General features: G+C 45.3%; 22 protein-coding genes. 18 read left to right on the top strand and 4 right to left on the bottom strand.

Annotation, left to right across the window (positions count from 1 at the left end; translation table 11 throughout):
- Window positions 1–205: 205 nt before the first annotated feature.
- Window positions 206–967: an EFR1 family ferrodoxin gene (locus tag BLA28_RS14000; protein WP_069158551.1), complete on the top strand. Its 762-nt coding sequence runs from the start codon at window positions 206–208 to the stop codon at window positions 965–967.
- A 51-nt stretch (window positions 968–1018) separates the two neighbouring features.
- Here the strand turns inward: BLA28_RS14000 and BLA28_RS14005 are convergent, their stop codons facing one another.
- The gene (locus tag BLA28_RS14005; protein ID WP_069158550.1) at window positions 1019–1393 is read right to left on the bottom strand and encodes a carboxymuconolactone decarboxylase family protein; all 375 of its coding nucleotides are present in this window, start codon (window positions 1391–1393) and stop codon (window positions 1019–1021) included.
- A 132-nt stretch (window positions 1394–1525) separates the two neighbouring features.
- Here BLA28_RS14005 and BLA28_RS14010 point away from each other — a divergent pair, with 132 nt between their 5' ends.
- The 3 genes from BLA28_RS14010 to BLA28_RS14020 all read left to right on the top strand — a co-directional run bounded on the left by BLA28_RS14010 (window position 1526) and on the right by BLA28_RS14020 (window position 6153).
- The gene (locus BLA28_RS14010) at window positions 1526–1888 is read left to right on the top strand and encodes a MerR family transcriptional regulator (protein ID WP_069158549.1); all 363 of its coding nucleotides are present in this window, start codon (window positions 1526–1528) and stop codon (window positions 1886–1888) included.
- An 80-nt stretch (window positions 1889–1968) separates the two neighbouring features.
- Window positions 1969–4821 carry an AAA family ATPase gene (locus BLA28_RS34230; RefSeq protein ID WP_242880639.1) on the top strand — a complete coding sequence of 951 codons (2853 nt, stop codon included), beginning with the start codon at window positions 1969–1971 and terminating at the stop codon, window positions 4819–4821.
- An 18-nt stretch (window positions 4822–4839) separates the two neighbouring features.
- Window positions 4840–6153 carry an McrC family protein gene (locus tag BLA28_RS14020; protein ID WP_069158673.1) on the top strand — a complete coding sequence of 438 codons (1314 nt, stop codon included), beginning with the start codon at window positions 4840–4842 and terminating at the stop codon, window positions 6151–6153.
- A 53-nt stretch (window positions 6154–6206) separates the two neighbouring features.
- On the opposite strand, the gene BLA28_RS14025 is transcribed toward BLA28_RS14020, so the two are convergent.
- Complete coding sequence (locus tag BLA28_RS14025) at window positions 6207–7094, bottom strand: LysR family transcriptional regulator (protein WP_069158548.1); 888 nt, start codon at window positions 7092–7094, stop codon at window positions 6207–6209.
- A gap of 161 nt (window positions 7095–7255) precedes the next feature.
- Here BLA28_RS14025 and BLA28_RS14030 point away from each other — a divergent pair, with 161 nt between their 5' ends.
- The gene (locus BLA28_RS14030; RefSeq protein ID WP_069158547.1) at window positions 7256–7777 is read left to right on the top strand and encodes a flavodoxin; all 522 of its coding nucleotides are present in this window, start codon (window positions 7256–7258) and stop codon (window positions 7775–7777) included.
- A gap of 85 nt (window positions 7778–7862) precedes the next feature.
- Entirely contained in the window at window positions 7863–8855 is a 993-nt protein-coding gene (locus BLA28_RS14035) for a GDSL-type esterase/lipase family protein (protein ID WP_069158546.1), read from the top strand.
- 93 nt (window positions 8856–8948) lie between these two features.
- On the opposite strand, the gene BLA28_RS14040 is transcribed toward BLA28_RS14035, so the two are convergent.
- Window positions 8949–9947, bottom strand: a complete 999-nt coding sequence (locus tag BLA28_RS14040; protein WP_069158545.1) for a LacI family DNA-binding transcriptional regulator — start codon at window positions 9945–9947, stop codon at window positions 8949–8951.
- A gap of 504 nt (window positions 9948–10451) precedes the next feature.
- On the opposite strand from BLA28_RS14040, the gene BLA28_RS14045 reads away from it, so the two are divergent.
- The 10 genes from BLA28_RS14045 (at window position 10452) to BLA28_RS14090 (ending at window position 22813) form a co-directional block, all read left to right on the top strand.
- On the top strand, window positions 10452–11819 hold the full coding sequence (locus tag BLA28_RS14045) for a hypothetical protein (protein ID WP_143131501.1): 1368 nt from the start codon (window positions 10452–10454) through the stop codon (window positions 11817–11819).
- Between the two features lie 57 nt (window positions 11820–11876).
- Window positions 11877–13394 (top strand): xylulokinase, encoded by a 1518-nt coding sequence (locus BLA28_RS14050; protein ID WP_069158543.1) that lies wholly within the window; start codon window positions 11877–11879, stop codon window positions 13392–13394.
- Window positions 13395–13459: 65 nt separating this feature from the next.
- Entirely contained in the window at window positions 13460–14923 is a 1464-nt protein-coding gene (locus tag BLA28_RS14055) for a hypothetical protein (protein WP_069158542.1), read from the top strand.
- Between the two features lie 50 nt (window positions 14924–14973).
- The gene (locus BLA28_RS14060; protein ID WP_044963579.1) at window positions 14974–15474 is read left to right on the top strand and encodes a YjbQ family protein; all 501 of its coding nucleotides are present in this window, start codon (window positions 14974–14976) and stop codon (window positions 15472–15474) included.
- 11 nt (window positions 15475–15485) lie between these two features.
- Window positions 15486–16196, top strand: a complete 711-nt coding sequence (locus BLA28_RS14065; protein ID WP_069158541.1) for a triose-phosphate isomerase — start codon at window positions 15486–15488, stop codon at window positions 16194–16196.
- Window positions 16171–18300 carry a GH39 family glycosyl hydrolase gene (locus BLA28_RS14070; RefSeq protein WP_069158540.1) on the top strand — a complete coding sequence of 710 codons (2130 nt, stop codon included), beginning with the start codon at window positions 16171–16173 and terminating at the stop codon, window positions 18298–18300. Before BLA28_RS14065 ends, BLA28_RS14070 begins: the two co-directional genes overlap by 26 nt.
- A gap of 70 nt (window positions 18301–18370) precedes the next feature.
- Window positions 18371–19999: a type 2 periplasmic-binding domain-containing protein gene (locus tag BLA28_RS14075; protein ID WP_069158539.1), complete on the top strand. Its 1629-nt coding sequence runs from the start codon at window positions 18371–18373 to the stop codon at window positions 19997–19999.
- Between the two features lie 160 nt (window positions 20000–20159).
- Entirely contained in the window at window positions 20160–21140 is a 981-nt protein-coding gene (locus BLA28_RS14080) for an ABC transporter permease (RefSeq protein ID WP_081330133.1), read from the top strand.
- 12 nt (window positions 21141–21152) lie between these two features.
- Complete coding sequence (locus BLA28_RS14085; RefSeq protein ID WP_081330132.1) at window positions 21153–22097, top strand: carbohydrate ABC transporter permease; 945 nt, start codon at window positions 21153–21155, stop codon at window positions 22095–22097.
- Window positions 22098–22129: 32 nt separating this feature from the next.
- The gene (locus tag BLA28_RS14090) at window positions 22130–22813 is read left to right on the top strand and encodes a fructose-6-phosphate aldolase (RefSeq protein ID WP_069158538.1); all 684 of its coding nucleotides are present in this window, start codon (window positions 22130–22132) and stop codon (window positions 22811–22813) included.
- A 124-nt stretch (window positions 22814–22937) separates the two neighbouring features.
- On the opposite strand, the gene BLA28_RS14095 is transcribed toward BLA28_RS14090, so the two are convergent.
- Complete coding sequence (locus BLA28_RS14095; RefSeq protein ID WP_025484737.1) at window positions 22938–23822, bottom strand: LysR family transcriptional regulator; 885 nt, start codon at window positions 23820–23822, stop codon at window positions 22938–22940.
- Between the two features lie 244 nt (window positions 23823–24066).
- Here BLA28_RS14095 and BLA28_RS14100 point away from each other — a divergent pair, with 244 nt between their 5' ends.
- Complete coding sequence (locus BLA28_RS14100; protein WP_009250402.1) at window positions 24067–24960, top strand: alpha/beta hydrolase; 894 nt, start codon at window positions 24067–24069, stop codon at window positions 24958–24960.
- 47 nt (window positions 24961–25007) lie between these two features.
- Window positions 25008–26684 carry an ABC transporter substrate-binding protein gene (locus tag BLA28_RS14105; protein ID WP_069158537.1) on the top strand — a complete coding sequence of 559 codons (1677 nt, stop codon included), beginning with the start codon at window positions 25008–25010 and terminating at the stop codon, window positions 26682–26684.
- Window positions 26685–26703 lie beyond the last annotated feature (19 nt).

Consider the following 26703-nt stretch of genomic DNA (forward strand, 5'->3'; position numbering starts at 1 on the left):
GTTGCGTAATATGAGCCAAAATCATTTGGCTGATGGTCTTATTATATTTCTTTTGGCGGGAATATACAATGAGCATAAAAAGAGGAGGAGAGAATGGGGGGAGGATATGGAGGGGGTGATGGGCAGATTGGTTTTTATGTGGTAGAATATAGAAAGTTTGTGTAAGAGATGGGTTGGCAGATGTTTATAGGGCAGGGGTGTGGTGATGGTTGGGATTTATTTTAGTGGGACGGGGAATACAAAATATTGTGTTGAAAGATTTTTGGCTTGCTGTGGTGGGGAGGCGGAGGCGGTTTCTATAGAGGATTCGCGGGCGGTGGAAGCGATTCGGGAGAATAGGGTAATTGTTTTTGGGTATCCGGTGTATTTTAGTAATATGCCTAAGATTGTCCGTGATTTTATGGAAGAGCATCAGAAATATTTTTTTGGGAAAAAAATATTTCTGATAGCAACTATGGGGCTGTTCAGTGGAGACGGAACGGGGTGTTCGGCAAGGCTGTTCAAAAAATATGGAGCGGATATTGTGGGGGGAGTTCATTTGAAAATGCCGGACTGTATCGGGGATGAAAGGGCTTTGAAAAGGACAGTCCGGCAGAATCATGAGCTGATTGAAGCGGCGGGGGATAAAATAAAAAAGGCGGCGGAAGGGCTGAAAGGTAACAGGCCTCCGAGGGAAGGGCTTGGGTTTTGGTATCATGTGGCGGGGCTGTTTGGGCAAAGGCTGTGGTTTTATGGTAAGACGAAGGATTATACGGATAGGGTGCATGTGGATGCGGATAAGTGTATTGGCTGCGGAAAATGTGTCTTGCTGTGTCCTATGGATAATATGGAACTGCGGTCGGGAAAGGCTGTTCAGGGGGGACGCTGTACGATGTGTTACCGGTGTGTAAATCATTGTCCGGGGCAGGCAATTACTTTGCTGGGAAAGAAGCTGTATGAGCAGTGTACGGTAGAAAAATATCTGTGACAGCAGCCGGGCTGGGGCGGCGCAGGTTGATGGTGGTCGGGAAAAGAGGTATCAGGGCAATTTCTGAAAAAGTTTGTCTGCGGTAAATACGGCATTCAGGACTTTGGGGAAACCGGTATAGGGGATGCACTGGAGGAAGGTCTCAATAATTTTTTCTTTGGAAAGTCCGACATGCAGGGCGGCAGAAATATGGACTTCCAGCTGCGGCTCACATCTGCCTGCGGTCAGCAGGCTGGCGAGGGTGATGATTTCCCGTTCCTGCAGTGTGAGTCCGGGTCTTGCATAGATATCGCCGAATGCGAATTCGACAATATAGGTTCCGAGGTCGGGGGAGATATTTTCCAGGGATCGGATGACAGCGTTTCCGCCGTCACCGTCAATTTTCTTTAAATTCTCCATTCCTGTCTCAAATCTTGATTTGTTCATTTCTTTTTACCTCCTGGTTTGATAGAATATATTCGGCTGCAGGAAAAGAATAGTTCTTAGACTATAGTCGAAGTCAAGAGATTTTAAAAAGTTGCTTGAAATTTAGGTTAAAGGCGAAAAGAGGTTTTGTAAGTGATAATCGGAGAATTTTCCCGTTTGACAGGAATCAGCGCATATACTCTGCGTTATTATGAGAAAAAAGGATTGCTTCATGTGGAGCGTGATGGTGCCGGAAGGCGGGATTACAGGGAAGCTGATGTGGAATGGGTGAAATTTATAAAGCGCCTTAAGGATACTGGAATGCTTCTGCGGGACATAAGGCATTATTCGGATTTACGGTACCAGGGGGATGAAACCATGGAAGAGAGGATGGAGCTGCTTGTACGGCACAGGAGGTCAGTGGTGGAGGAGCAGAGGAAATGGGCGGAATATCTGGATAACCTGGATGATAAGATTGAGATTTACCGGGAGCGGATTGACGGGGGAAGGGGATAACAGGGGAGCGTATGGCAAGGAAAGTTTAGAATGTAATTAAAAAATTATTTTATATAAAAAAGGGAAGGCAAAGAGTGAATATGACCATAACGGAGAAGTACAGGGAATGTTTTAAAGAATATCCTGTTGGTACAAAATTTACCCGAAAACAGATTATTGATCTGATGCAGCAGAAATTTGATATTAAGCCTGCCAGCATTATACCCAGTGATTATAGCTATAACATGACTAACAAAGGAAAAAATGGTTCTGCAGAGTTAAATAATTTTTTCCTGAACATTGGTAATGGTAAGTATGAGTACGTAGGGGAATATTATGGCGGTATGGCTATTGAGGATATTGTCGCCGCATATAAAGCAGATTTTGAACGAATAGATAAAGAAGAACGTTATAAATGGGAAGCAATCGGATGGTATAAGTCTCACTGGGATATAGAAACAGCTGATTTTGCTGGAATGTTTTCTGTTGCATTCAGCAAGGCATCAAACCTACTTGCGGCTAATATGTACTATCCATATAAGGTGGCCTGTGAATTTGCAGAAAATGAACCGGAAACGGTGAGAGCTTTATTCAAGGAGTTGTATGATGAAAGAGTTCCTCTTGGGAAAAGATATGATGATTTCCGGGATGGTTTTAAAAAATATCTGAAGGTTTTACAGGAAAGGGAACCGGTGCATATGATGCATCTGAATCATTACCAGGATCTTCATGCGGTTTCTGTATATCTGACATTTGAATTCCCTGGAACTTATTATCTATACAAAGCCAAGGTCTACAATTCGTTCAAAAATTTGACTGGCTATGTTGAGGATAGAGGGAAAGTCAGGTCTGTAGTATGGAAAATAGAGAACTGCAATCGGATGTGTTCTGAAGTTTGGAAAACAGTAAAGAAGGATCAGGAACTTCTTGCAATGAGTAAAAAACGGTTGACAGCTGATTGTTTTCGGGATGAAGAGGGTTATCTGCTGGCGATGGATGTTGTATTTTTGGGGAGCCAGCTGAAAAATGAAATTGATAAACCCCAAAATGTTGAAGAAGAATACTGGCCATCATCCGATGAATATAATACTGGAATGACAAAGGAAGTATGGCTTGCAATACTAAAGGATTCTTCGATAACATCGAAAGAGAATCTTGTAATGTTTAAAAGAATGATTGAGCTTGGTGGTGAAAGTACTTGTGCTCATTTGGCAGATGTTTATGGAAGAACACATAATTATTATAACCTGTTGGCCAGCAGGTTTTGTGAAAGAGTCAAGATAAAGGAGGCACTTCCGGATTGTCTGAATCAAAGAGGAGAAAATAAACTTTGGCCTGTGGCATTTATTGGTAAACCCATAGTGGAAGATGGGAATAACCGTTTTCTATGGAAAATAAGAGATGAGTTGGAGGAGGCATTGGAAGAGTTGGATTTAGATAATATATATACGGAAGAAGAGGATTTATCTGATACAGATGTTGCTAAAAATACGATTTTATATGGACCTCCCGGAACAGGAAAAACATACAGTACGGTTATTTATGCAGTTGCCATTATTGAGAAAAAAACGCTCGCTTCTGTCAGGAAGGAGCCTTATGAGGATATACTGGAAAGATTCAATACATATAAAAAGGATGGTTTCATTGAGTCAACCACATTTCATCAGTCCTATGGATATGAAGAATTCATTGAAGGTATCAGGCCTGTTATGGAAAGCGAGACCGAAGAGAATGAAGAAATCCGGTATGATGTATGTGCCGGTATTTTTAAGAAGTTTTGTGAATGTGCGAACCTGCCTGTAATTAATAAAGAGGCAGATATTGGATTAAATAATTCGCCGACCATTTGGAAGGTTTCTTTAGATGGTACCTATGATAATCCTACCAGAACAGAATGTCTTGAAAATGGGCATATCCGTATCGGGTGGGATGAGTATGGTCCCAAAATTGATGCAAGTACCGACTTCTCTAAAAGCGGAGGCAGAAATGTTCTGAATGCTTTTATTTATAAAATGAAAATCGGTGATGTTGTACTTTCCTGTTACAGTAATACTACAATTGATGCAGTTGGCATTGTAACCGGTGAATATGAATGGTGTGATGGATATGAAAATTTGAAGCGTCTGCGAAATGTAAAATGGATTGTTAAAGGGATTCATGAAGATATTTTGGCGGCTAATGGTGGCAGAACGCTGACCTTGTCATCAGTATACAGGCTGACCGTATCGTTGGCCGATGTGATGGCTATTATTGAAAAGTACAGGGATGGTTCCAGTGTAGTAAAGCCAAACCACAAAAATTATGTATTTATAATAGATGAAATCAATAGGGGTAATATTTCCAAGATTTTTGGTGAGTTGATTACTTTGATTGAAACATCCAAGCGTGTGGGGCAGTTGGAAGAAACTACTGTAATTCTGCCATATTCTCAAAGACCATTCGGGGTACCGGATAATGTGTACTTAATTGGTACAATGAATACGGCTGACCGCTCTATTGCCGCCATTGATACAGCTCTCCGCAGACGTTTTCATTTCAGGGAAATGCAGCCGGATGCAGAAGTACTGGAAAATATATTTGTTGAAGATCTTTCCATCCGAGACATGTTTGTCAGGATGAATAAGAGAATCAGTGTTCTATATGATCGCGAACATACAATTGGACATGCTTATTTTCTTCCTTTGAAGAAAGAACCCACAATTGAAACTTTGGCGGATATATTTGCCAATAATATTATTCCGCTGCTGCAGGAATATTTTTATGAGGATTACGAAAAGATAAGACTCGTGCTTGGTGATAACAACAAAAAGAATCCGGAAGAACAATTTATCATCGCAGTGGCAATAGATTACAGAGAACTGTTCGGGAATACAAATTTAGAACAAGAGGAAGCGAATACCTATCAGATCAATTATTCTGCATTCGATAATATTGCTGCTTACAGATCCATTTAAATGATGGGAGGAAAACTGGTGAGAACAGTTTACCAGATAACTGAATTTGGCTCTTTTATAAGTGAAAAAGAATTACCCGGTTATGCAACTTTGCCAAAACATACTTTTGAACAGCTGGAAACGTTTATTCTTTCAAACAAGAGCAAGAAAACAGATGCGTTGGAACTTATGGGAATCAGCCATAAAAGAGGTGCTGGTAAAGTAATCACAGCGCGCAATTATGTGGGTATTATTACTATGAAGGATGGCACTGTAATAGAAATCCTTCCAAAAGTTTATTCAAAGCAGTCATGTGAATCTGACAATGACAAAGCAGCTGCCCAAATAAAAAGGCTGCTTGTTGAAATGCTTAAGACACTGAGGATATCTCCATATAAGTCATTGCAGACATCTTGTGTTAATATCGAAAGAATGAATCTTTTTGAGGTTTTTATAAGGATGTTTATTGATGAAATATTTCGGATAGTGAAGCATGGTCTGAAACGTAGTTATGAAACTGTTGAAAACAATGAACAGCTGTTCAAAGGAAAAATAAAATTCCAGGAACACATCAAATATAATTTTGCTCATAAAGAACGCAGCTATGTTGAATATGATGATTATAACAGCAATCGGCCTGAAAACAGACTATTGAAGGCTGCGCTTCTATATTTATATAAGAAGTCAGCTTCTGTAAGAAATAAAAGCGATTTGAGAACACTCCTGAATGAATTTTGTGAGGTTGATGCTTCAACTGATTATGAAGGTGATTATGCCAGTATTATTCCAGATCGTAATATGAAGGACTATGAAGCTGCATTATTATGGTGTAGAGTTTTACTGATGGGGAAGAGCTTTACTTCATTTTCGGGTTCTGAAGTTGCAGTAGCGCTGCTTTTTCCAATGGAGACACTTTTTGAAAGCTATATTGCTGCTCGGCTTTCAAGAGTATTAGAAAATGATGAATTTTCAGTTTCTGTACAAGATAAAACATATTATCTGTTTGATAAACCAGATAAAAAGTTTTTGATAAAACCAGATATAGTTATTAATAGAAAAGCAGATAATGTCGTATTTATCCTGGATACGAAATGGAAGGTACTTTCGGAAGTAAAAGTCAACTATGGAATTGCCCAAGGAGATATGTACCAGATGTTTGCATACCAGAAAAAATATGGTGCAGAAAATGTTACATTGTTGTATCCATTAACTGAGCAAATACCGATAGATAAAAGAATTGAGTATATATCAAATGATGGTGTGACCGTAAAAGTGAAATTTGTGGATTTGCTTGATATTGATAATAGTTTGGCCGCTATCGCAGAAGAATTCGAAAAATATGGATATACATAAAGTGCATTAACTCATATGATTTCCTGCTGCGATAATGGCCATGCTATGTAGAATCATAACATACTTTTCACCACTTCAATAAACCTGAGCACTTCCTCCGATGCATGAAGGCTGTACAGCAGCCCGTAAGGAATACTGTAGTCCCAATTTACGGGAATCGTAACAAGCCCGGGGTGGACTTCCTGCCAGCATTCAAGGGTGAGCAGTACGTTTTCTGTTTCTGCGCAGCGGTTAAATACGGAAAGGTCATAAAACTGGGGCGTATCTTCAATTTTTATCTGAGGATGATTTTTTTCCAGATCATCCCGGAGAGAATCAAGGATGCCGGAATCTCCGCGTTCGGTCATCATGATGGTCTCATTATACAGATCTTCGATATTAATGCATTTTTTGGCAGCAAGATGATGTTCTCTGGTCACCGAAACCATTTTTTTATATCGGCCGAGTTCGAGAAAATTGCAGTGGCGCAGCCATTCCTTCGAATCGCAGACGCCGATCAGAAAGTCAAATTTCTTTCCCAGCTGTTCTATTTCACTGAGGATTCCTTTATGGTTATCCTCAAAGGTAACGAGGTGCAGCTTATATTCGGAAAAATATTTATTTACGTGGGGCCAGAGATCTATAAAGGGTTTGGCAGGGTTCAAAAGTGAGGTGCCGATGAAAAAGGTCTTATCCTTGGCATGAAGGGCCGCTTTTGCATTTGTAATGGTTTTCTGCGAATAGTCGATTATAAATCTGGAATTCTGATAAATGACAGACCCCGCCGCTGTCAGACGGATACCGGATGGTGTGCGTTCCACCAGCTTCATATCCAGATGTTCTTCCAGCGTATTTATCTGTTTCATGACGGCGGTTGGAGAAATGTACAGACGTCTGGCGGCTTTTGTGAAACTGCCGCAGTCGGCTACTGCTATAAACGTATCAAGTATATGGTTATACATGTGTGGCCTCCGGAAATAAAAAGAAACCTGGTCAATTATCCTGTGGTGTGTGTCCGGTAAGGTATAAACCTAAAGTTGATATAATGATACCATAAAGGAGATTCTAAAGCAAGAATTCAGGATATATAATACATGTATTAAAAAAATAGGGAGGTAAAAAAATGACGGAACTGATTGCATTTTTTTCGCGGGGGGATGAAAATTATGTGGATGGAGAGATAAAAACTCTGGAGACAGGAAATACGGAGGTAGTGGCCGGCGTTATTCAGAAATTAACAGGAGCGGAGCTGTTTAAAATAGAACCTCTGAAGGAATATTCGAAAGATTATAATGAGTGCATTGCGCAGGCGCAGTCTGATCAGATGCAGAATGTGCGGCCGGAATTAAAGGCTTACCCGGAGAGCATCGAACCCTATGAAGCCATTTATCTTGGTTTTCCCAATTACTGGGGAACGATGCCGATGGCGGTATTTACGTTCCTGGAACATTTTGATTTCACAGGCAAGATTATCAGGCCTTTCTGTACACATGAGGGGAGCGGAATGGCGGACTGCTTAAATGATCTTATTAATCTGTGTCCTGATGCAAAGGTGGAAGAAGGGCTTGTGATTAACGGAAGCCGTGTGTATAAGTCAGGTAAGGAAATTGAGGATTGGGTAGCGGCGGTAGGAAAGATCAGCTGATACAGGCCTTCAGGCAGCAGCATGAAAAGCAGGCTGTGAGAAATTGCAGGGATCTTGAAAACGTGGGAACAGGAGAAGAGCCGGTATGATATTTCAGGGGATTGATTTTCATAATGTGGACAGCCTTGTCAGGCAGAGTCAGGGGTACGCCATGCAGCGTGTTCCTGATTCTGTCAGACTGCAGTTAAATGAAAATGCCAGGGATGAGGTACGCTTTAACAGCACCGGTGTGGAACTGCGTTTTAAAATCAAATCTGAAAAAGCGGTTTTATCCCTGAAGGCAGAACCGGGCAGCGAGGCCATGACGGCATTTATCTACTATGGTTCGTTTCAGGGAGGATGGCAGAATTCCAGTAAAGCGATCGGCGTGCAGGAAACCAGGATATCTATCCCCAGACCCGGTGACCCGGAGATCCTGCAAAAATTGACCGGAGATTGCGGCCTGCCCTTTAATCCGGAGGTCATACGTGTGGTGCTGCCATATGGACGCTGTTTGTTCCTTGGGATTGAAGGCGATGTGGAGCCGCCTGAACAAGGAGACCTTCCGGATAAAACCTATCTGGCATATGGCTCGTCCATCACGCATGGAAGCCTGGCATTGGCGGCGCCCTGTACCTATCCTTTCCGCATCGCGCAGAAGCTTGGATGTGATTATCTGAATCTGGGTTATGCCGGAAGCGCTTATCTGGAAAAAGAGATGGCGGAATATATTGTGAGCCGTAAAGACTGGGATTTCGCTTCTGTGGAAATGGGGATCAATATGCTGTATGGTAACTTTACTGCTGATCAGTTCGAAGAGCGGGTCAGAAGCTTTGTGGAGGTATTCTCCCGGGAGGAACGGCCGGTGTTTGCCACCAGTATATTCGGATTTAACGGCAGCCGGGAATTTCAGGAAAAGGCGGCATTGTTCCGGAAAATTGTGAAGAAATATGCAGGGGAGAAGCTGATCTTTACGGATGGGCTGGAGCTCCTGGATAATCCTGCCTGGATTTCTGAGGATCTCATTCATCCTGCTGTTGACGGAATCCTGCAGATTGCGGACCGATGGTCCGATGTAATGAAGAAATATGGAGTCTGAAGCTGACATACAAATACCCGCCGTCTGAACCGGAAGGAAATCCGGTTCAGACGGCGGGTATTATTTTTAGGGGAGAAAAAAGCTGTTTGTATGTCAGGTAGTTTCCCGTATTACCAAATCGGGTTTGAGCGCTATTTGCTGGGGAACCGCATCTTCGTTCTGCATCCGGTTCATCAGGACACGTACTGCAATGGAGATCATATCTTCCAGAGGATTTTCGATGGTAGTCAGGCCCTTATGGATATAACCGGACATGATAATGTTGTCAAAGCCCATGATACCTATGTCATCCGGGACTCTGAGGCCGGCCTCGTCAATGGATTTCAGAGCGCCGATAGCCATCTGATCATAACCGGCAAAGATGGCATCCGGAAGCTCCGGCTTGGCCAGCAGCTGTTTCATACATTGGTATCCGCCTTCTTCCGCTCTGGCAGTACTGGTTTGAATAAAGGCTTCATTAACAGGATTCCCGATTTCATACATGATCTGACGGAAGGCATTAAGCCTGCCGCGGGTCATTTCTTCTCCTATAAAACCAATTTTTTTGTAGCCCTTGTCGGTAAGATACTCCACACCCGCCCGTATTCCGCGGGTTTCATCGACATAGATGGAGTCAAAGTCCATGTGAGGATTGTATTGTGTGGTGATAAACATGGCCGGTATGCGGGTCTGGCGCAGCGCCTGATATACGTCCTCCGTTATCTGTTCCGCATCGTCAGCCACAATGAGTACACAGCGGATATCCGTTTTTTCAAATCCGAATATATGCCGGATCAGGGTATCCTTATCAAAACCGCTTAAGCGAAGCAGTACGGAATACTGCTGTCTGGCGAACTGGTCGGATGCAATATGGACGAGATTGGAATAATAGCCGGAATTGATTTCCGGAACGATAATCCCTGCATCCTTCCATATATCATCATGCTTTCCTTCCGGTTTCCGTATTTTGTGTTTTATATAATTCTGCTCCTGCGCGATCCTCTGAATTCGGAGCGTCTGTTCCGGACTGATTCGCGGATCATTATTTAAAGCCCGTGAAGCAGTTGAAGTACTTACGTTGGCGATTATGGCAATGTCCTTTAATGTAACCATTGTTTGCCTCCTGTTCCATGGCTTTATTACTGCCGCGGCAGCTGTTTATTTAAAAATTGGGAAGCCAAAGATATTTATAAACACATCTTAATGCAAAATTGCACTATATATTCTTATAATAGCCTATTGTGAAGAAAATGTCACTATCATTAATGCAAAAAAATATATAGTGCTGGATACCAAATATCTCAACAATCTGCTGAATCTCATGAAAAGTAAGGAGAATGCAATGTAATGCAAAATAATGCCTTGAGTTTGCAATATATTAAAAAATATTGTGCAAAATATGTGCAAATATCATTGACATATATGCAAAAAAAGTATATAGTCAAAGTGAAATGAAGAAAAAAGGAGCAAAATGGTTGGAAAAAGGCTTTTGAAATTAATTTTTGCATAAAAGTTGCACAGATAAAGAAGAGGGAGTCAGGCCGGGGCTTCCGGAGATATAACGGAGAAGATGCTTCAGTGGATTGACGCGTGCCAAGTACGCAGATAGGAGTAGGGATGATGATGGTCAGAAAAGTGGGATTCATTTGTTTCGGAGAGGTTAACACACCATATGAACGTCTGAAGGCAAAACATGATCAGGCATTGAAGGTGCTGGAGAATCCGGGTGTGGAATTGGTGGATGCAGGGATCGTCCTGGATGATGCGGGATATGAAACCGCGGATAAGGCCATTCGTATACTGGAGAGCAGCAGGTTCTGCTGTCTCATAGTCTGTGTTGCCGGCTGGATTCCTTCTCATGCGGTTATACACGTTACAGACCGTTTCCGGCATGTACCGATGCTCCTGTGGGGGCTGTGCGGATGGATGGAAAACGGCCATATCGTGACAACTGCGGATCAGGCGGGGACTACCGCGCTGCGTCCTGTATTTGAAGAAATGGGATATCGGTATTCCTATGTATACAGCACAATGGATCAGGGACATCCGGAGGATAAGATTGACGCTTTCATACGTTCCGCCTATTCGCTGCAAAGGCTGCGGACTGCGCGCATCGGTACCATGGGATATCGTGACATGCTCCTTTATGGGACGCAGTGTGAGGGGACATCGCTGCGAAGTGTACTGGGAATAGAAACGGAACCGTTTGAAATGCTGGAAATGATACAGAATTCGGAGAACATCAGGCAGGCCGATATCGATAAATGGAAATCCTATATCGATCAGAATTGGTGTATCCGGAACAAAACTCCCCAGGCGGAAGAAACAGTGGAAAGAGGAGTACGTTATGCGCTGGCTATCGGAAAAAAGGTGGAGGAGAGAGGCTATGATGCGGTTACCCTGCTTGATGTGGACGGCATGAAAAAGCTTCTTGGTTTTCCTCCTGCCATGGTATTCATGCTGCTGAACCGTATATACGGCGTACAAGTGATACCGGAAAATGATATTCTGGGTTCAGCCACACAGCTTATGATGCATTTTGCCACAGAAGAGACCGTGCCGTATCTGGAATATTACGAGTTCTTCAAGGATTATCTGTTGGCAGGTGTTCCTGATTTTATTCCGGAATCGGCTGTCGACGGACCTGTTTCTATGCTTCCTGCTGCTTTTGGCCTGCTTAATTCTTCACTGCTGAATGTTTCCGAGGTAAAACCGGGTTATGTTACATGTTCCAGGCTGCTGTACCGAAAGGGGCGGTACGCCATGCATTTCTATACGGGAAATGCCAAAAAGCCCTGTGCGTGGGAAGAATGCGGCTGGGATGCTCCGGCGCCTCAGCTGCCGAGCCTGGCGATATATCCGGATTCCTGTACCATTGAGGAACTTGCACAGAAGGTGGGCGGACAGCATACGATTGTCAGCTATGGAAACCATACAGACATGATAAGAACCATGTGCAGACTGGCTGATATAGATATTTTGTAGAAACTGACAGATTTGCCGGGGACTGCGGCAGACAGGCCCTATTAATGGAGAAGGAAAATGACGGGATATTTATTAGGCATTGATGCGGGCACGACTTCATTTAAGACGGCGCTTTATACGGATGAAGGCGCAGCTGTACATATGGTAAAAGAGGAATATGTTCTCCTGACGCAGAAGGCAGGATGGGTTGAGTACAGGGCGGAGGATTACTGGACGCTTCTGTGCAGGCTTATAAAAAAGCTGCTGGCGGAAAGCGGAATACCTCCGGAAAAAATTCTGGCTTTAGCTGTCAGCAGCCAGGGGGAAACATTGATTTGTCTGGATGAATCCGGCAAACCGCTGATGAACGCCATCTGCTGGCTGGATAATCGTTCGGAAAAAGAAGCCGACAGAATCCGTGCCCATTTTGGGAAAAAAGTTATTTATGAAAAAAGCGGCCAGGCAGATGTGACAGCCACCTGGCCTGCCACCAAAATTTTGTGGCTGAAAGAAAAAATGCCGGAAGTGTTTGAAAAGACAGCGCATTACCTGCTGCTGGAGGATTATCTGATCTATCGGCTGACCGGATGTTATGTATGTGAAGAAAACCTATGGGCCTCCTCCCTTTTATATGACATCAATAAGGATTGCTGGTGGCCGGAAATGCTTCACTATCTGGATATTACGGCAGAACAGCTTCCGGATAGAAAAGGCTGCGGACAGCCGGCAGGCATGGTGAGCGCATTGGCCTCCGGACAGACCGGCCTTTCCCCCGATACATTAGTGGTTACCGGCGCCCTGGATCAGACCTGCGGAAGTATTGGGGCCGGAAAAATCTTCCCCGGAGAAGTGACGGAAACCACAGGCTCCTGCCTGGCAGTGAGCGCGGCGGTGGACAGGTTTGTTCCCTATTGTGAAGAACGGCCCATCACGTGCCAGAACCATGCGGTAAAAGGAAGATATACAATTCTCCTTTGGTCGCAGACGGCAGGAATGGTACTCAAATGGTATGCCGGCTGTTTTTTCAGCAAAGAGTTCAGGGAAGGGGAGAATATTTACCGATTGATTGACCGGGAAGCGGAAGAGGCGGCTGCGGGCAGTGAAGGGCTTGTGATGCTGCCGCATTTAAGCGGAGCTAGCAATCCGGAATATAACTCTATGGCGAGAGGGGTATTTTATGGTATGACCCTGGGGCATGAGAGGAAGCATTTTTCAAGGGCAATCCTGGAAGCGGTGGCTTACATGCTGCGGCGGAATATAGAACAGATTGAAGGTATCGGGGAAAACGTGTCCGGGATCTATTCTATGGGGGGAGGAGCTGAAAGTGATATCTGGTGCCGGATTAAGGCGGATGTCACAAGGAAAAGGGTGGAGACCGTGCAGGTAAAGGAATGCGCCTGCCTGGGCGCGGCGATCCTTGCAGGTGTGGGAGCCGGTATTTTTTCTGATATTGACAGTGCTGTGAGAAAAGTATCCGGAAGAGGAAAGCTTTTTGTCCCCACAGAGGAAAACAGGGCTGTCTATGACCGCTCCTTCGGTGCCTATATTGATTTATATAACGCGCTGGTGCCTGTCTTCCGGAAATACGGAGACTGACGGATACACTTCATAAGAAATACACAGCGGTAAGGAACAGACAGAAAAGACAGAAAGGAAAAGTTATGGAGAAGAAAATGCGGATAGGCTGGGCATCTATGGATATTACACCCGACAGGCCTGTATATCTGGCCGGACAGATGTACGTGAGGGTGAGCAGGTTTGTACACGATTCTATCACCGCTTCCGCGCTGGTCCTGGAAAACGGCGGTGAGCAGGCCGTATTTGTATCCATGGATACGGTGGCGGTTCCGGACTTCCTGATGGCGGAAATACGGTGCAGGCTGGCGGAAAGGGAGGGGCCTGATCCCGATAAGGTCAGCCTGTGTGCCACACATACCCATACCTCCAGCCGGTTCAGTGTTGTGGGAAATGAAACGCTGGCCCGGTATATGGGAAGCGGAACAATAGAAGCTCCGGAGGCTCCGGCGAATATCCTGTGCGGCGAAGAGGGGAAAAAATATCTGGCCGACAGGATAGAGTGTCTGATTATGGATGCATGGGAGAACCGCAGGGAAGGAAGTGCCGGCACAGCGGAGGATTATGCGGTGGTGGGCTTTAACCGGCGCCCGGTATTCCGGACCGGCGATCATGAATGCGCGAGGATGTATGGAGATTGTTCCCGGACGGATTTCCTGCGGTTTGAAGGGACGACAGACCATACGGCGGCTATGCTTTATACCTGGGATGAATCCGGAAAACTCACAGGGATTGCCGTGAATATCCCATGCCCGGCCCAGGTGATGGAGCTGCATTCTTTTATCTCCGCGGATTATTGGCACTATGCCAGAAACCATATTCGGGAGAAGCTGGGGAATATCCATATCCTGCCCCTGTGCGGGGCGGCGGGTGACCAGAATCCTTTGGATCTGGTTCGCATCAGTAAGGAGAATAAGGAGGAGCTGATACGCTGGAGCGCGCAGGAGGATGAGGTTTTCCGGAATATCGACATGACAGGAATCTGCGAGGAAACCGGCGAACGGATAGCGGAGGCGGTCATGCGGGGATACCGTACAGCCCTGGGAAGGAAATGGAACCGGCCTGTATTGGAACATAAGATCGTACATAAGGAACTGCCTCTGCGGACGGTGACAGAGGAAGAATACATAGAAGCGGAAAAAATAATCCGGGATTTCAAGAGCCGTTTTTCAGAAGAAAACAGGATGGGAATGGCGGAGCAGCTGAAGCTGTACGGGCCTGTGGGAATTGCCGAACGCTATGCCCTGCAGCAGGAGAGTCATTCCTTCCCGGCGGAACTGCATATACTCCGTATTCAGGATTCGGTGTTCGTGACACATCCCTTTGAGCTTTTTACAGAGTATGGGCTACGCATCCGGGCCGGATGCCGGGCGCGTAATGTCTTTCATGTACAGCTGTGCAATGGCTATGCGGATTACCTGCCCACCCGGGCGGCGATAGCGGGAGGCTCTTACAGCAGCGAGCCGGCATCTACCTATGTGGGGCCGGAAGGCGGGGATTTGCTGGCAGCCGTATTGACGGAGGAAGCAAACCGGCTGTTTGACAGATAGTCTGCGGAGGGAAATGCCCGGGACAGCATAAAAAGGAGGGAAAGGCAGCGATGATATTTATCAGAGAAAAATTTGAGATACAGTCGGAGGGACAGCACCCCACGTTTCATAATATTACGGAGCAGGTGAAGGATATTGTGGAAAAATCGGGAGTCAAAAACGGAATGGTGACGGTTTATTCCCATCATACAACCTGTTCGGTAATGGTTCAGGAATGTTCCCATGACAGGACTTATTTCGGACTGGAGTATCTGCAGCAGGATCTGTGTAACATTATGGAAAAACTGGTTCCTACCTGTCGGGTGGAAAACCAGTACCTACATCCGGGGCCAAAGCATGTGGAGTTTGGGGACAGCGTGGGAGAGCCCGGACCCTGGACCAGCCTGAATACAGATGCCCATTTGCGCTCCTGCTTTTTCGGCCGTTCGGAGAGTATTGCAATTGAAGAGGGAAAGATGGATCTGGGAGAATTCGGATACACCTATTTTATCGATTGGGATCAGGTCCGTGCGCGTAAGCGTATTGTGCAGGTGATGGTTATGGGGGAGTGAGGGGCAGGAATATGAAGCGGAAAAATGTACCGGAGCAGCCCTTTTTTGAAATCGGCCCGAAATCCTATCTCTATGGGGATGACGTTTTGGAACTGGCGCTGGCGGCGGAAAGGGCATCGGAAAAGTATGATGTGGATATTGTTTTCACCACACCGTACACAGATATACGCAGAGTGGCAGAAGCTACAGAAAGGCTTTTTGTCTATGCGCCCCATATGGATTTGTTGGAGCCGGGAAGAGGATTGGCGGAAATCCTTCCGGAGGCAGTGAAGGCTGCGGGCGCTGTGGGCGTCATGCTGAATCACTGCGAGAAGCCGCTGACATTGAGTACCCTGGAGAAGTCCATCCGGCGTGCACATGGAATCGGTCTGGCGGCAATCGTATGTGCAGATACCATAGCGGAGGCACGCGCGATTGCCTGTCTGAATCCGGATATCATTGTGGCGGAGCCTTCAGAACTGATAGGTACCGGACAGACGAAGAATATGGATTATGTAAAAGCTTCTATAGAAGCGGTACACAGCATAAACCCGGAGATTCTAGTACTCCAGGGTGCAGGAATTTCAAGCGGAGAGGATGTATACCAATTGATATATCATGGAGCACAGGCCACAGGAGCCTCGAGCAGTATAGTAAAAGCAAAAGATAAAGAGGGTATTATCGATGAAATGATCGGTGCTGTGCAGAGAGCGGCAGATGACAGAAAGCGGAAAGCATTATAGTCAGAAACAAGTATTGGGGGAAAGGGTATGGTCCCGGAAGATGGAAAAAGATCTGAAAGAATCGGTTCAAAAGGCGTGGCGCATAGAAGCGGGTGAAATAAATAAAATAGAAGCCTATATGGATTATGAAGCAATGGAGCGTGCGGTTTGCCTTCTGGCCGGAGCAAAACGAATAGCGGCCAGCGGATGCGGCCATACAGGTATCGCCTGCCGTCATCTGGCGCATCTCATGTGCTGTATAGAGCGGCCCGCGCGTTTTATCTCACCATCGGAAGGAAATCATGGAGGCCTGGGTTTCCTGGAGGAAGGAGATGTTCTGGTTCTGGCTTCCAGAGGAGGAAGGACGGAGGAACTGCTGCCCATGCTGCTGGCGGCGATAAGGAAAAGAGTTCATGTTATCGCAGTGACAGAGAATCCGGATTCCGGGCTAGGCCGTGGGGCGGAGGTGGTCCTGCCGATACATATTGAAAGGGAAACGGATCCTTTCAATAGCCAGGGAACCACCAGTTTTGTTGTGATGAGCGCTTTATTTGATGCGCTGCAGACCGCGGTGATGGAGAGGACAGGATACAAAGAAGAGCAATTTGCGAGAAATCATCCGGGAGGAGCTGTAGGGGAACTGCTGAAAAGAAAGCTGGGCTTCGAAATAGAGGAAAATCCTCTGTCCGTAAGAGAACCCGCATTTTGCTCTGCAAAACAGGGAGGAACAGGAATGGAGGTTACCATTGATTTTTCAAAAACCTGCGGCAGGATAAAACCGATGCATGGTGTAAATAATGTACCATTTGTTCCGCAGGACTATGGAAATTCGGGATTATTTCAGAAGATGTCCGAGGCGGGAATCCCGTTTTCAAGGCTGCATGACACGGGAGGTGACTGGGGCGGCGCCCACTATGTGGATATTGCGAATGTTTTTCCGGATTTTGATGCGGATCCGGAGGATATCGCCAGTTATGACTTTGCATTTACAGACAGACTCATGGAGGAAATCGTAAAATATGGCATGGAACCATTTTACAGGCTTGGATGCTCCATTGAGAATCTGCAGCATATCAGGGCTTATCATATTTACCCGCCGGAGGATAACCTGAAATGGGCAAAAATCTGTGAAGGAATCATACGCCATTACAATAAGGGATGGGGAAACGGATACCACATGAACATCCGTTACTGGGAGATTTGGAATGAGCCGGACAATATGCCGGATGCCGATGAAAATCCCATGTGGAAAGGGACGATGGAACAATATTTCGCTCTCTATGAAACGGCAGCAGGCTATTTGAAACAGGTTTTTCCTGAGATCAGAATCGGAGGATATTCCAGCTGCGGTTTTTATGCCTTAAGTGATGCGGATTATTCCGAAGTTGCCCATTCCTCTTCAAGAGTCGGATATTTCATTGAATTTTTCCACAGGTTCCTGGCTTATATTACATCCCCGGAGCATGCCTGTCCGCTGGACTTCTTCTCCTTTCACAGTTATGCAGATATCGGCGACAATGTGATGTATGCCCGCTATGCGAGAGAACAGCTGGACCGGTATGGACTGAAGAATACGGAATTAATCTTTAATGAATGGAATGCCGGAGTTTCCCTTCGCGGGACGGCGGAGGATGGGGCCAGAATTGCTTCCATGATGTGTGCGCTGCAGAATACCCCTGTAGATGCTTGTATGTATTATGATGCATGGGTGGGAAGCAGCTACTGCGGTCTGTTTGATCCGGTCAGGAAGACTGTTTTCAAAGCATATTATGCGTTTGTCTGTTTCAATGAACTGTATCGCCTGGAAAATCAGGTGCGTGTGGAAGGCGCAGCAGACGGGATTTACTGTCTGGCGGCCGGAAACGGGGAAGAGGGCGCTTTTTTGCTGGCAAATCTTACCGGTAAGGAAATACCACTGCAAATTACGGTGAAGGGAAGGAACGAAGGGGAAGAGGCAGAGATATGCGCACAGCTTTGGCGGACTGACAGTGTTCATGAATATCAGCAGTCGGATCTGGCAGGCTGCCGGAATTCCTTCCGGACAGAAGTGCTGCCGGAGGCAGTTTATTTATTCAGGTTCCCTAAAATGCAGAATCGGGCAGAGGGTTCCGATATCTGTGGTTAAAATAAACAGGAGGAAAATCCCCTGCTCGCAGAGGGATACGTTTTCCTTCGGAAAACAAGGAGGATTCCATATGAGAAAGAGATACACTAAAATTCTTGCAGCAACGCTGGCATTGGTTTTAATGGGAACACTGACAGGCTGTTCCGGTAAAACGACGGAAACCCAGACAGATACCGCGTCGTCTGCAGTGCAGCAGCCGGAAAGTACGGAGGCCGGGAGTAATACGGAAGACACTGCGGCAGCGGAGGATTCCGGGATAACCTTCCCTCTTTCCGAGCCGGTGACCATGAGCATGTTTGCGGTATCCGCAGGTTATACTGGAGCGGAACTGCCGAATGTACTGGCGTTCCAGGTGGCGGAAGAGAATACGAATGTCAAGTGGGAAGTGACATCCTGCCTCCCAGCGGATTTAGGGGATAAGAGAGGCCTGCTCCTTTCCTCCGGAGATTATCCGGATGTGCTCTTTAAATCCTTTATCACTCACAATGAAATCGAAAAATATGGTTTCCAGGGGGTGCTGATCCCTTTGAATGACCTGATTGACCAGTATATGCCGAACCTTAAGAAGCTTTTGGACGAAAGAGATGCATGGCAGTATATTACATCCTCCGACGGAAATATCTACTCCCTTCCTACTCTCAGCCGAAGAGTGCCTGCAACCATACTTTTATGGCAGAACATGCGCTGGCTGGAAGCAGTCGGAATGGAAGAACCTACAAATATGGAAGAGCTTTGTCAGGTTCTGAAGGCATTCAAGGAACAGGATCCCAACGGAAACGGAAAAGCGGATGAAATTCCTTTCGAAGCGAATAATTCCGTACCTCCCATTTATCTGTTCCAATATATGCTGCCCATGGATTTCAATACCTTCTGTGCAGTTCAGAATGATGAGATCGTATATGTGCCGAGAACAGAAACCTACAAGGAATTCCTGTCCTATCTGGCTAAGTTCTATGAAGAAGGACTGCTTGATAAGGACTGCTTCTCCAAGACCATTGACCAGCAGTATGCAGAAGGGCCGTCCGACGTTTACGGATATTTCTACAGCTGGTCACCCAGTGAAACCGTTGGCTCCGAATTAAGCCAGGGCTATGACTATATGGTTATGACTCCATGGGGCAAAAACAGTGTCAGCTCCGATGCGGGTGTATCGGAAGGCGCTATGGTGATTACGGATAAATGTGAAAATCCTGAAATTGCGGCGGCATGGGCGGATCAGTTTTACAGTGAGGATGGCGGAATCCTTTCCGTCATGGGCGTGGAAGGGAAGACATGGGAATGGAGAGAAGACGGTAAATGGGACTACATAGTGGGGACGGAGTATGGCGAGGACGAATCCACGGTAAGAGATAATACGACTCTGCAGGGTTCTGCTTATAATCCCATGGCATGGCCCCAGACCTATTACAACGATCACTATCGTGATGAAACAAGTGTTTCCGGAAGCTCGGAAGAAGACAGAATTTCCAGCCTCTGTGCAGAACCGTTCCCATCCCTGAAGCTGACGGAAGAAGAATCCAAAAGGATTGTGGAAATAAATACGGATATATCCGATTATGTTATGGAATATCTGGCGGAAGTTACTACAGGCAAAAAGGATTTGGAAGGGACCTGGGAGGCATACTTAAGCCAGCTTGATGCCATGGGCGGTAAAGAATATGCCGAAATCTATAATGGAGCTTATCAGAGAATGAAATAAATGAAATCCGGGTTTGATAAGCAGGGAAAGAGACAGCCGCGCCGACAGCTTAACAACAGCCGGCGCGGTGCACCCGGGAGACATGGAGTCACACTTTCTAAAACTTGCTTGCGATCAACTTTGGTCATTTATGTGCGTTAATGCGCGGATAGGAGCAGACATGAGGAAAGGAAAGAAGGATAAGGGGACGGTGCAGCATACCGGACAGCCGGCGGCAGTTCCCCAAAAAAGCTTCGGCGAACGCCTGCGTAAAGACTTTAAAGGAAACTGGACTTTGTACCTGATGGTGCTGATCCCATTGGCTTATCTTATCATATTCTGTTACATACCTATGGGAGGAATCCAGCTGGCTTTTAAGGAGTACAATGTCAAGAAAGGCATATGGGGAAGCCCCTGGGTTGGCTTTTATAATTTTCAGCGATTTTTCCGAAGCTATAAATTTACCATGCTTTTAAAAAACACGATTCTGATTAATGTTTACAGTCTGGTAGTGGGATTCCCCATACCCATCATTTTTGCTTTGCTGCTGAATTATTTAAGACAAAAACGTTTTAAGAAAACGATACAAATGATGTCCTATGCCCCCTATTTTATTTCCACAGTAGTTATGAGCGGTATGATTATTATTTTCCTGGATCCGAATACCGGTGTAATCAACCGTATACTCCAGTTGTTTGGAATGGAAGCGGTAAACTTTATGGGAGAGGCGAAATATTTCAAGTCCATATATGTCTGGAGCAGTGTATGGCAGGGAATGGGCTGGGCTTCCATTATATATATTGCGGCGCTGTCCGGTGTGGATTACCAGCTTCATGAGGCGGCAATAGTGGATGGAGCCACTAAGCTTCAGCGGATTCTCCACGTGGATCTTCCGTCTATAAAGCCTACAATTATTATGCTTCTGATCCTGCAGATCGGATCGCTGATGAGCGTCGGCTTTGAAAAGGTTTTTCTGCTTCAGAACCAGCTGAACATGAGCGCCTCCGATGTACTGTCTACCTATGTGTACCGTGTCGGCCTTGTAGACAATGATTATGGCTATTCCACTGCGGTGGGGCTGTTTAATTCCCTGATCAACATGATTTTACTGATTACGGCTAACCAGCTCGCCAAGCGGACGATGAATGAAAGTCTGTGGTAGGAGGAAAAAGGGATGGATAAAAAAGGGAAAAACAGGAATAGGAAGAACAGGGATCACGGACAGTATAATAAAAGACTCAGCGCCGATAAAGCCTTTGACATTACCAACCTCATCATAATGATTCTGCTGTTTCTGCTGTTTGCCTGGCCTCTGTGGTTTGTGGTAATCGCTTCTTTCAGTAATCCGTCGGAAGTTTGGAGAGGGAATGTCATTATACTGCCGAAGGGCTTTTCTCTGGATTCCTATAAAGAAATATTAAAATACAAGGAAATCTGGATCGGTTACCGTAATACGATATTTTATACAGTCCTGGGAACGGTTATCAACCTGTTTATGACAATCTGTATGGCATATCCGCTTTCCCGCAAGAAGTTTATGCCGAAGAATATCTTAATGGTGATCTGTATGATAACCATGTATTTCAGCGGCGGCCTGATCCCCAGCTATCTGGTGGTTAAGGGGCTGCATATGGTGGACTCCATCTGGGCTATGATGATTCCGGGATGTCTGTCCGTGTATAATATGATAATCATGCGAAGCTATTTTGTGAACAGTATTCCCGACAGTCTGGAAGAGGCGGCAATATTGGATGGGTCGAATCCCATACAGTATCTGCTTAAGGTGGTTCTGCCCCTGTCGAAGCCTGTTATCGCGGTAATCGCATTATATTATATGGTGGGCCATTGGAATGATTTCTTTAATGCGCTGATTTATATCAATGACAAGGATCTGCTTCCTCTTCAGACCTTCCTGAGAAATATTCTTGTGACGAATACGGTGGGCAACGTGAGCCAGACGCAGAATCTGAATCCGGAGGCGCTTCAGAAAAAAATATATCTGGCGCAGACTATCAAATACAGTGCGATCATTGTTTCAACCCTTCCGGTTTTGTGTATCTATCCTTTTGTGCAGAAATACTTTGTAAAAGGTGTTATGATAGGTGCAATCAAAGGCTGAGTATATTTGGAAAAGAAAGGAAAGATGCGGAAATGGAAATTTTTCTGGATACGGCAGATGCGGAGGAAATCCGCAGATGTAAAGAAATTTATCCGCTTGCAGGGATTACTACCAATCCCTCCATATTGGCAAAAGAAAAACGAAGGTTTTCGGAGCAGATGGAGCTGGTAAAAGATGCGGCATCCGGCCTGCCTCTTCACGTACAGGTAACCGGAGAGACGGCGCAGGCTTTGCTGGCGGAAGCAGAAGCCATTGCAGAAGCATTCGGTAAAAATACCTATATCAAGATCCCGGTGAACCGGGAGGGAATAAAGGCTATAAAGGAACTGAAAAGAAAAGGTTTTGTGATTACGGCTACAGCCATATATACCAGGGAACAGGCTTTCCTTGCGGGAATGGCGGGAGCGGATTATGCGGCTGTCTATTATAACCGCATGCAGAACCTTTCTATTGACAGCAGACAGGTTACAGCGGACATCGTTTCCCTATACCGGATGCACGGAATGGAAACCCGAGTGCTGGCCGCCAGCTTCAAAAACTGCGGGCAGGTACTGGAGGCGGTTCTTGCTGGTGCACAGTCGGTAACACTGCCGGCAGCGGTGCTGGACAGTATGGTGGACAATGCATTGATTGATAAGGCTGTTTCCGATTTTAAGGAAGACTGGACGAAGATAAATGGGGAGAAACGGATAGATGAGGTGCTGACGCAGTATTAATACTGTGCCGGCATTTCTTTATATGGTGGCTTTTAAGCCTCATCTGATATACAGATTAAGAAAAAAGTTCTCAAGAAATAACCGAACTCGACCCCTCCCGCTCTGAACATACCCCAAAACCTTCCTATAATTTAGGCCGTGCCTTCACACTATTAATAAAATGCTTCGCAGCATTACCCAGTTCCTTCTTTTTAGAATAAGCAAGACTGATAGTAGTTGTAAAGCATGGTGTCACATCAACTATAGAAATATCAGGGCCTGCCAGATACACAGCAGGTTTTTTCGTGAGAAGAGCAACTCCCATTTCCTTTCGGACCAGGGAGATGATATTTTCCGCCCGGTATCCGGTAAAAGCGATATTAGGGCGGAAACCGGCGGACTTACATGCATTGACGCACAGCGTATGCATGAGCGTCCCCTTATTTAAAAACAGAAAGTTTTCATCCTTCAGCTGCTCTAACGAAATAGAAGAAGCAGAGGAAAGTGGATGGGAACTTGGAAGAACAGCCACCATGTGATCCGTCGTAAAAGGTATTTTGACAAATTCATTGTCGGAATCATCATGTTCACGGATAAATGCGAAATCACACTGCTCGTTTCTGAGCATTTCTTTCAGTTCTGAAGAATCTGCCTCTATAATATGTACTTTGAAATTCCTGTTTTCTCTCTGAAAATCTGCAAGCACATCCGTAATATGATATTGAGCCATCACTGGTATTGCCCCAATAGTGATGGTTTCGGAGATATTATTCTGATGGTTAAAAAGCGCGGTAGTATAATCATACTGTAAATTCATAATCTGTTTTGCATAAGGAAGAAAGATTTTTCCAAAATCATTTATGACAACTTTTCTGGTGGTACGGTCAAAAAGCGGCGCACCGAGATCCTCTTCAATAGATTTAATATGTCTGGAGAGCGTAGACTGAGAGATAAATAAGATATCGGCTGCTTCCATATAATTACCGACATCAGCAAGTGTTACAAATTCCCGTATGTAATCAATTTCCATTTCGATATACCCCACTGCAATTATTGCATAACCTGCATTAATTGTAGCGGGGTATGTTAAATGTGTCAATAGAATTGGCAGAAATGAGAAAAATGTGAGCGAGTTGCAAAAGTTAAAAAGCGCACAATAAAAGTATTTATGCAAAAGGTGCATAAATACAAGGGAAACATGGATTGCTTGAGCGGGATGCACAAACTATAATGGCCTTATCAAAAGAAATGAGAAAAATCACGGGAGAACAGAAATGAAACCATCATTAGCATTCCCGATTCCGCACACACCGGAATTTGATGTGAATCGTATCAAAAATATATCAGAAAAATATCTGGATATTTCCTATGCTTCTGAAAAGGAACACGTTCTTGATTTATATTTGCCGGAGAAAAAGAAAGAAGAGTATCCGCTGATCATCTACATACATGAGGGAGCATTTATCTTTGGGAGCAAACGGGATAAAAGAATGGAAAGTCTGTTCACAGCGCTGCAGGAAGGCTATGCGATTGCCAGTGTTGATTATCGAAAGGCAGATCAGGTGACCTGGCCGGCGCCGATTTATGATATCAAAGCGGCAATCCGTTTTCTCCGGGCACATGCAGGAGAATATAAGCTGGACAAGAAAAGGTTCACTGTCTGGGGGATGTCGGCAGGCGCTTATTTGGGGGTGATGACAGCCGTTACGAATCATATGCAGTGGTTTGAGGACAGCTCCATGGGAAATCCGCATGAATCCAGTGAAATCCAGTCAGTGGTTGATCTGTGCGGAGCCTGCGCCGGGTTTCATCGGCTGGATGATTTCATAGAGGAGAATGGGTTTGGAATAGCAAATCATAATGAGGCAAATTCACCGGAATCAATTCTTATGGGACAGCCATTGAAGGATGCAAGGGAATTATGCAATATGGCCAATCCGATTAATTACATCAGAGAAGACATTCCTCCGTTTTTTGTATTACATTGTCTGAAGGATCCGGTAGTGCCGGTACAGCAGTCACGGCTTCTGGTAGAAGAAATCGTGAAAAAGGCGGGGGCGGATAAGGTGACTGCGATTTTTACGGAATCGGAGGCGGATCATGGAAAACCGGATTATGATACCCGCTCAATCGTAGACGCCGCACTTGAATTTTTAAACCGATACTAAATGCATGGTGCATTTATTATAAAAACAAGAAAAGGGAGAAGGAAAATATGAAGCAGAAAGTATTATCACTTTTTTTAGCCGCATGCATGACAGCCGCACTCGTGGCAGGATGCGGAAGTACTAAGAATACCGCTAATATGGAAAACGGCGGTACAGAAGGCAGTACGGTAAGCAATAGTACCGAAAGCGGTACACAGACGGCTGACACAGCAGCTTCTGAGAGCGGGGATTATACAAGAGCCGGAGGAGAGGGGGAAATTGTTGTCGGCATCATCTCAGATCCGGAAAATATGGGACCATGGGCGGGCATGTCTCAGGGACGTATCGCCATATTGAATACCGTCTATGAATATCTGATTACCAGAGAAAATGGTGAGACAAAAGGGGTTCTTGCAAAGAACTGGACGCAGATAGATGATACTACTTATGAAGTGGAACTTTACGATTATATCCATGATACAGAAGGCAACCCGATTACCGCCAGTGACATCAAGTTCTGCTTTGACAGTGCACTCGCAACAAAAAACTACAGTAAGCTGGAAGTAATTGACAGTGTTACGGTACTGGATGATTACAAGGTTGAATTTAAGTTTTCAAAAGCTCTGGCAGTGGGAGAACTTGAAAACGTATTCCTGGAATGTGCGATAGTTTCACAGGCGGCATATGAGGCATCCGGTGATCAGATGGCCGTCGATCCGGTTGGGACAACCGCCTATAAGGTAGAAAGCTATACACCGGGTTCCCAGCTGGTACTCGTGAACAGCAATGATTATTGGCAGACAGATGATTCTCTTGTATGGACAACCAGTAAGCATAATGCAGATAAGATTACCATGTCTGTAATTACAGAAGCTTCCCAGCATACGATTGCAATGCAGACACATACAGTTGATATTGCCAATGGTGTGCCGGATACGGATGTCCCGAAATTCGACGAGGGCGGAGAATATGCAGACGGAAATGAAGTAGAGGTTCTTTTGGACAATCTTACCTACGACATCCTTTACAATATGTCAGCCGATTCTGTTTTTGCAGAAGATGAGAACCTGAGGAAGGCAATCGCCTATGCCATTGATCGGGAAGGCCTGAATACAGGAGCATTTAATGGAAATGGCGCGGCAGTTAAGGATTTTGCCAATGCGACCTATCCTGATTACAATAAGGAATGGGATGGAGAGGACTATTTTGACTACAATATCGATACGGCAAAGGATTATCTTGCAAAATCGAGTTATAACGGACAAAGTCTCAGACTGATGTACACAACTTCAACTACGGCGGATATGATTGCGCAGATGGTTCAGGCCTATCTTGGAAATATCGGGGTGACTGTTGAACTGGTTCCTTACGAGCAGATGTCCTTTATCGCGTCTCAGTTTGATTCCGCTGCATACGATATTATGCTCAGAACTACCGGATCGACGGATTACATTGTGAATCAGTGGAAGCTTTGCTGGTATTCACCTGACTTTGAGTCAACAACCGGAGGCACAGCCAACTTTGTAAAGGACAGTAAACTGGATGAACTGATGGCGGCCTGTCTGAATGTAAATACATACGGTGAAGAATCTATCGATGCATTTCATGATTATCTGGCGGAAAAATGCTATGGATACGGCATTGTGGAAGGAACGATTAATTCCGTTCATTCCAAATATATAACCAAGGTTGCGCTGGACGACAGAAATCAGATTCTTCCGGGAGCCTGTGAATTAGCAGAATAATATTTGCATATTTGCGGAG

Origin of the sequence: Eisenbergiella tayi, from assembly GCF_001881565.1 — a bacterium.
Classification (GTDB): Bacteria; Bacillota; Clostridia; order Lachnospirales; family Lachnospiraceae; genus Eisenbergiella; species Eisenbergiella tayi.

Bases quoted from the DNA above. Each gene is read 5' to 3' on its own strand.
- BLA28_RS14080 (WP_081330133.1), top strand. From the start codon at position 20,160: ATGAGGAAAGGAAAGAAGGATAAGGGGACGGTGCAGCATACCGGACAG.
- BLA28_RS14045 (WP_143131501.1), top strand. From the start codon at position 10,452: ATGATGATGGTCAGAAAAGTGGGATTCATTTGTTTCGGAGAGGTTAAC.
- BLA28_RS14105 (WP_069158537.1), top strand. From the start codon at position 25,008: ATGAAGCAGAAAGTATTATCACTTTTTTTAGCCGCATGCATGACAGCC.
- BLA28_RS14005 (WP_069158550.1), bottom strand. From the start codon at position 1,393: ATGAACAAATCAAGATTTGAGACAGGAATGGAGAATTTAAAGAAAATT.
- BLA28_RS14000 (WP_069158551.1), top strand. From the start codon at position 206: ATGGTTGGGATTTATTTTAGTGGGACGGGGAATACAAAATATTGTGTT.
- BLA28_RS14050 (WP_069158543.1), top strand. From the start codon at position 11,877: ATGACGGGATATTTATTAGGCATTGATGCGGGCACGACTTCATTTAAG.
- BLA28_RS34230 (WP_242880639.1), top strand. From the start codon at position 1,969: ATGACCATAACGGAGAAGTACAGGGAATGTTTTAAAGAATATCCTGTT.
- BLA28_RS14075 (WP_069158539.1), top strand. From the start codon at position 18,371: ATGAGAAAGAGATACACTAAAATTCTTGCAGCAACGCTGGCATTGGTT.
- BLA28_RS14095 (WP_025484737.1), bottom strand. From the start codon at position 23,822: ATGGAAATTGATTACATACGGGAATTTGTAACACTTGCTGATGTCGGT.
- BLA28_RS14060 (WP_044963579.1), top strand. From the start codon at position 14,974: ATGATATTTATCAGAGAAAAATTTGAGATACAGTCGGAGGGACAGCAC.
- BLA28_RS14030 (WP_069158547.1), top strand. From the start codon at position 7,256: ATGACGGAACTGATTGCATTTTTTTCGCGGGGGGATGAAAATTATGTG.
- BLA28_RS14085 (WP_081330132.1), top strand. From the start codon at position 21,153: ATGGATAAAAAAGGGAAAAACAGGAATAGGAAGAACAGGGATCACGGA.
- BLA28_RS14090 (WP_069158538.1), top strand. From the start codon at position 22,130: ATGGAAATTTTTCTGGATACGGCAGATGCGGAGGAAATCCGCAGATGT.
- BLA28_RS14070 (WP_069158540.1), top strand. From the start codon at position 16,171: ATGACAGAAAGCGGAAAGCATTATAGTCAGAAACAAGTATTGGGGGAA.
- BLA28_RS14035 (WP_069158546.1), top strand. From the start codon at position 7,863: ATGATATTTCAGGGGATTGATTTTCATAATGTGGACAGCCTTGTCAGG.
- BLA28_RS14055 (WP_069158542.1), top strand. From the start codon at position 13,460: ATGGAGAAGAAAATGCGGATAGGCTGGGCATCTATGGATATTACACCC.
- BLA28_RS14025 (WP_069158548.1), bottom strand. From the start codon at position 7,094: ATGTATAACCATATACTTGATACGTTTATAGCAGTAGCCGACTGCGGC.
- BLA28_RS14100 (WP_009250402.1), top strand. From the start codon at position 24,067: ATGAAACCATCATTAGCATTCCCGATTCCGCACACACCGGAATTTGAT.
- BLA28_RS14040 (WP_069158545.1), bottom strand. From the start codon at position 9,947: ATGGTTACATTAAAGGACATTGCCATAATCGCCAACGTAAGTACTTCA.
- BLA28_RS14065 (WP_069158541.1), top strand. From the start codon at position 15,486: ATGAAGCGGAAAAATGTACCGGAGCAGCCCTTTTTTGAAATCGGCCCG.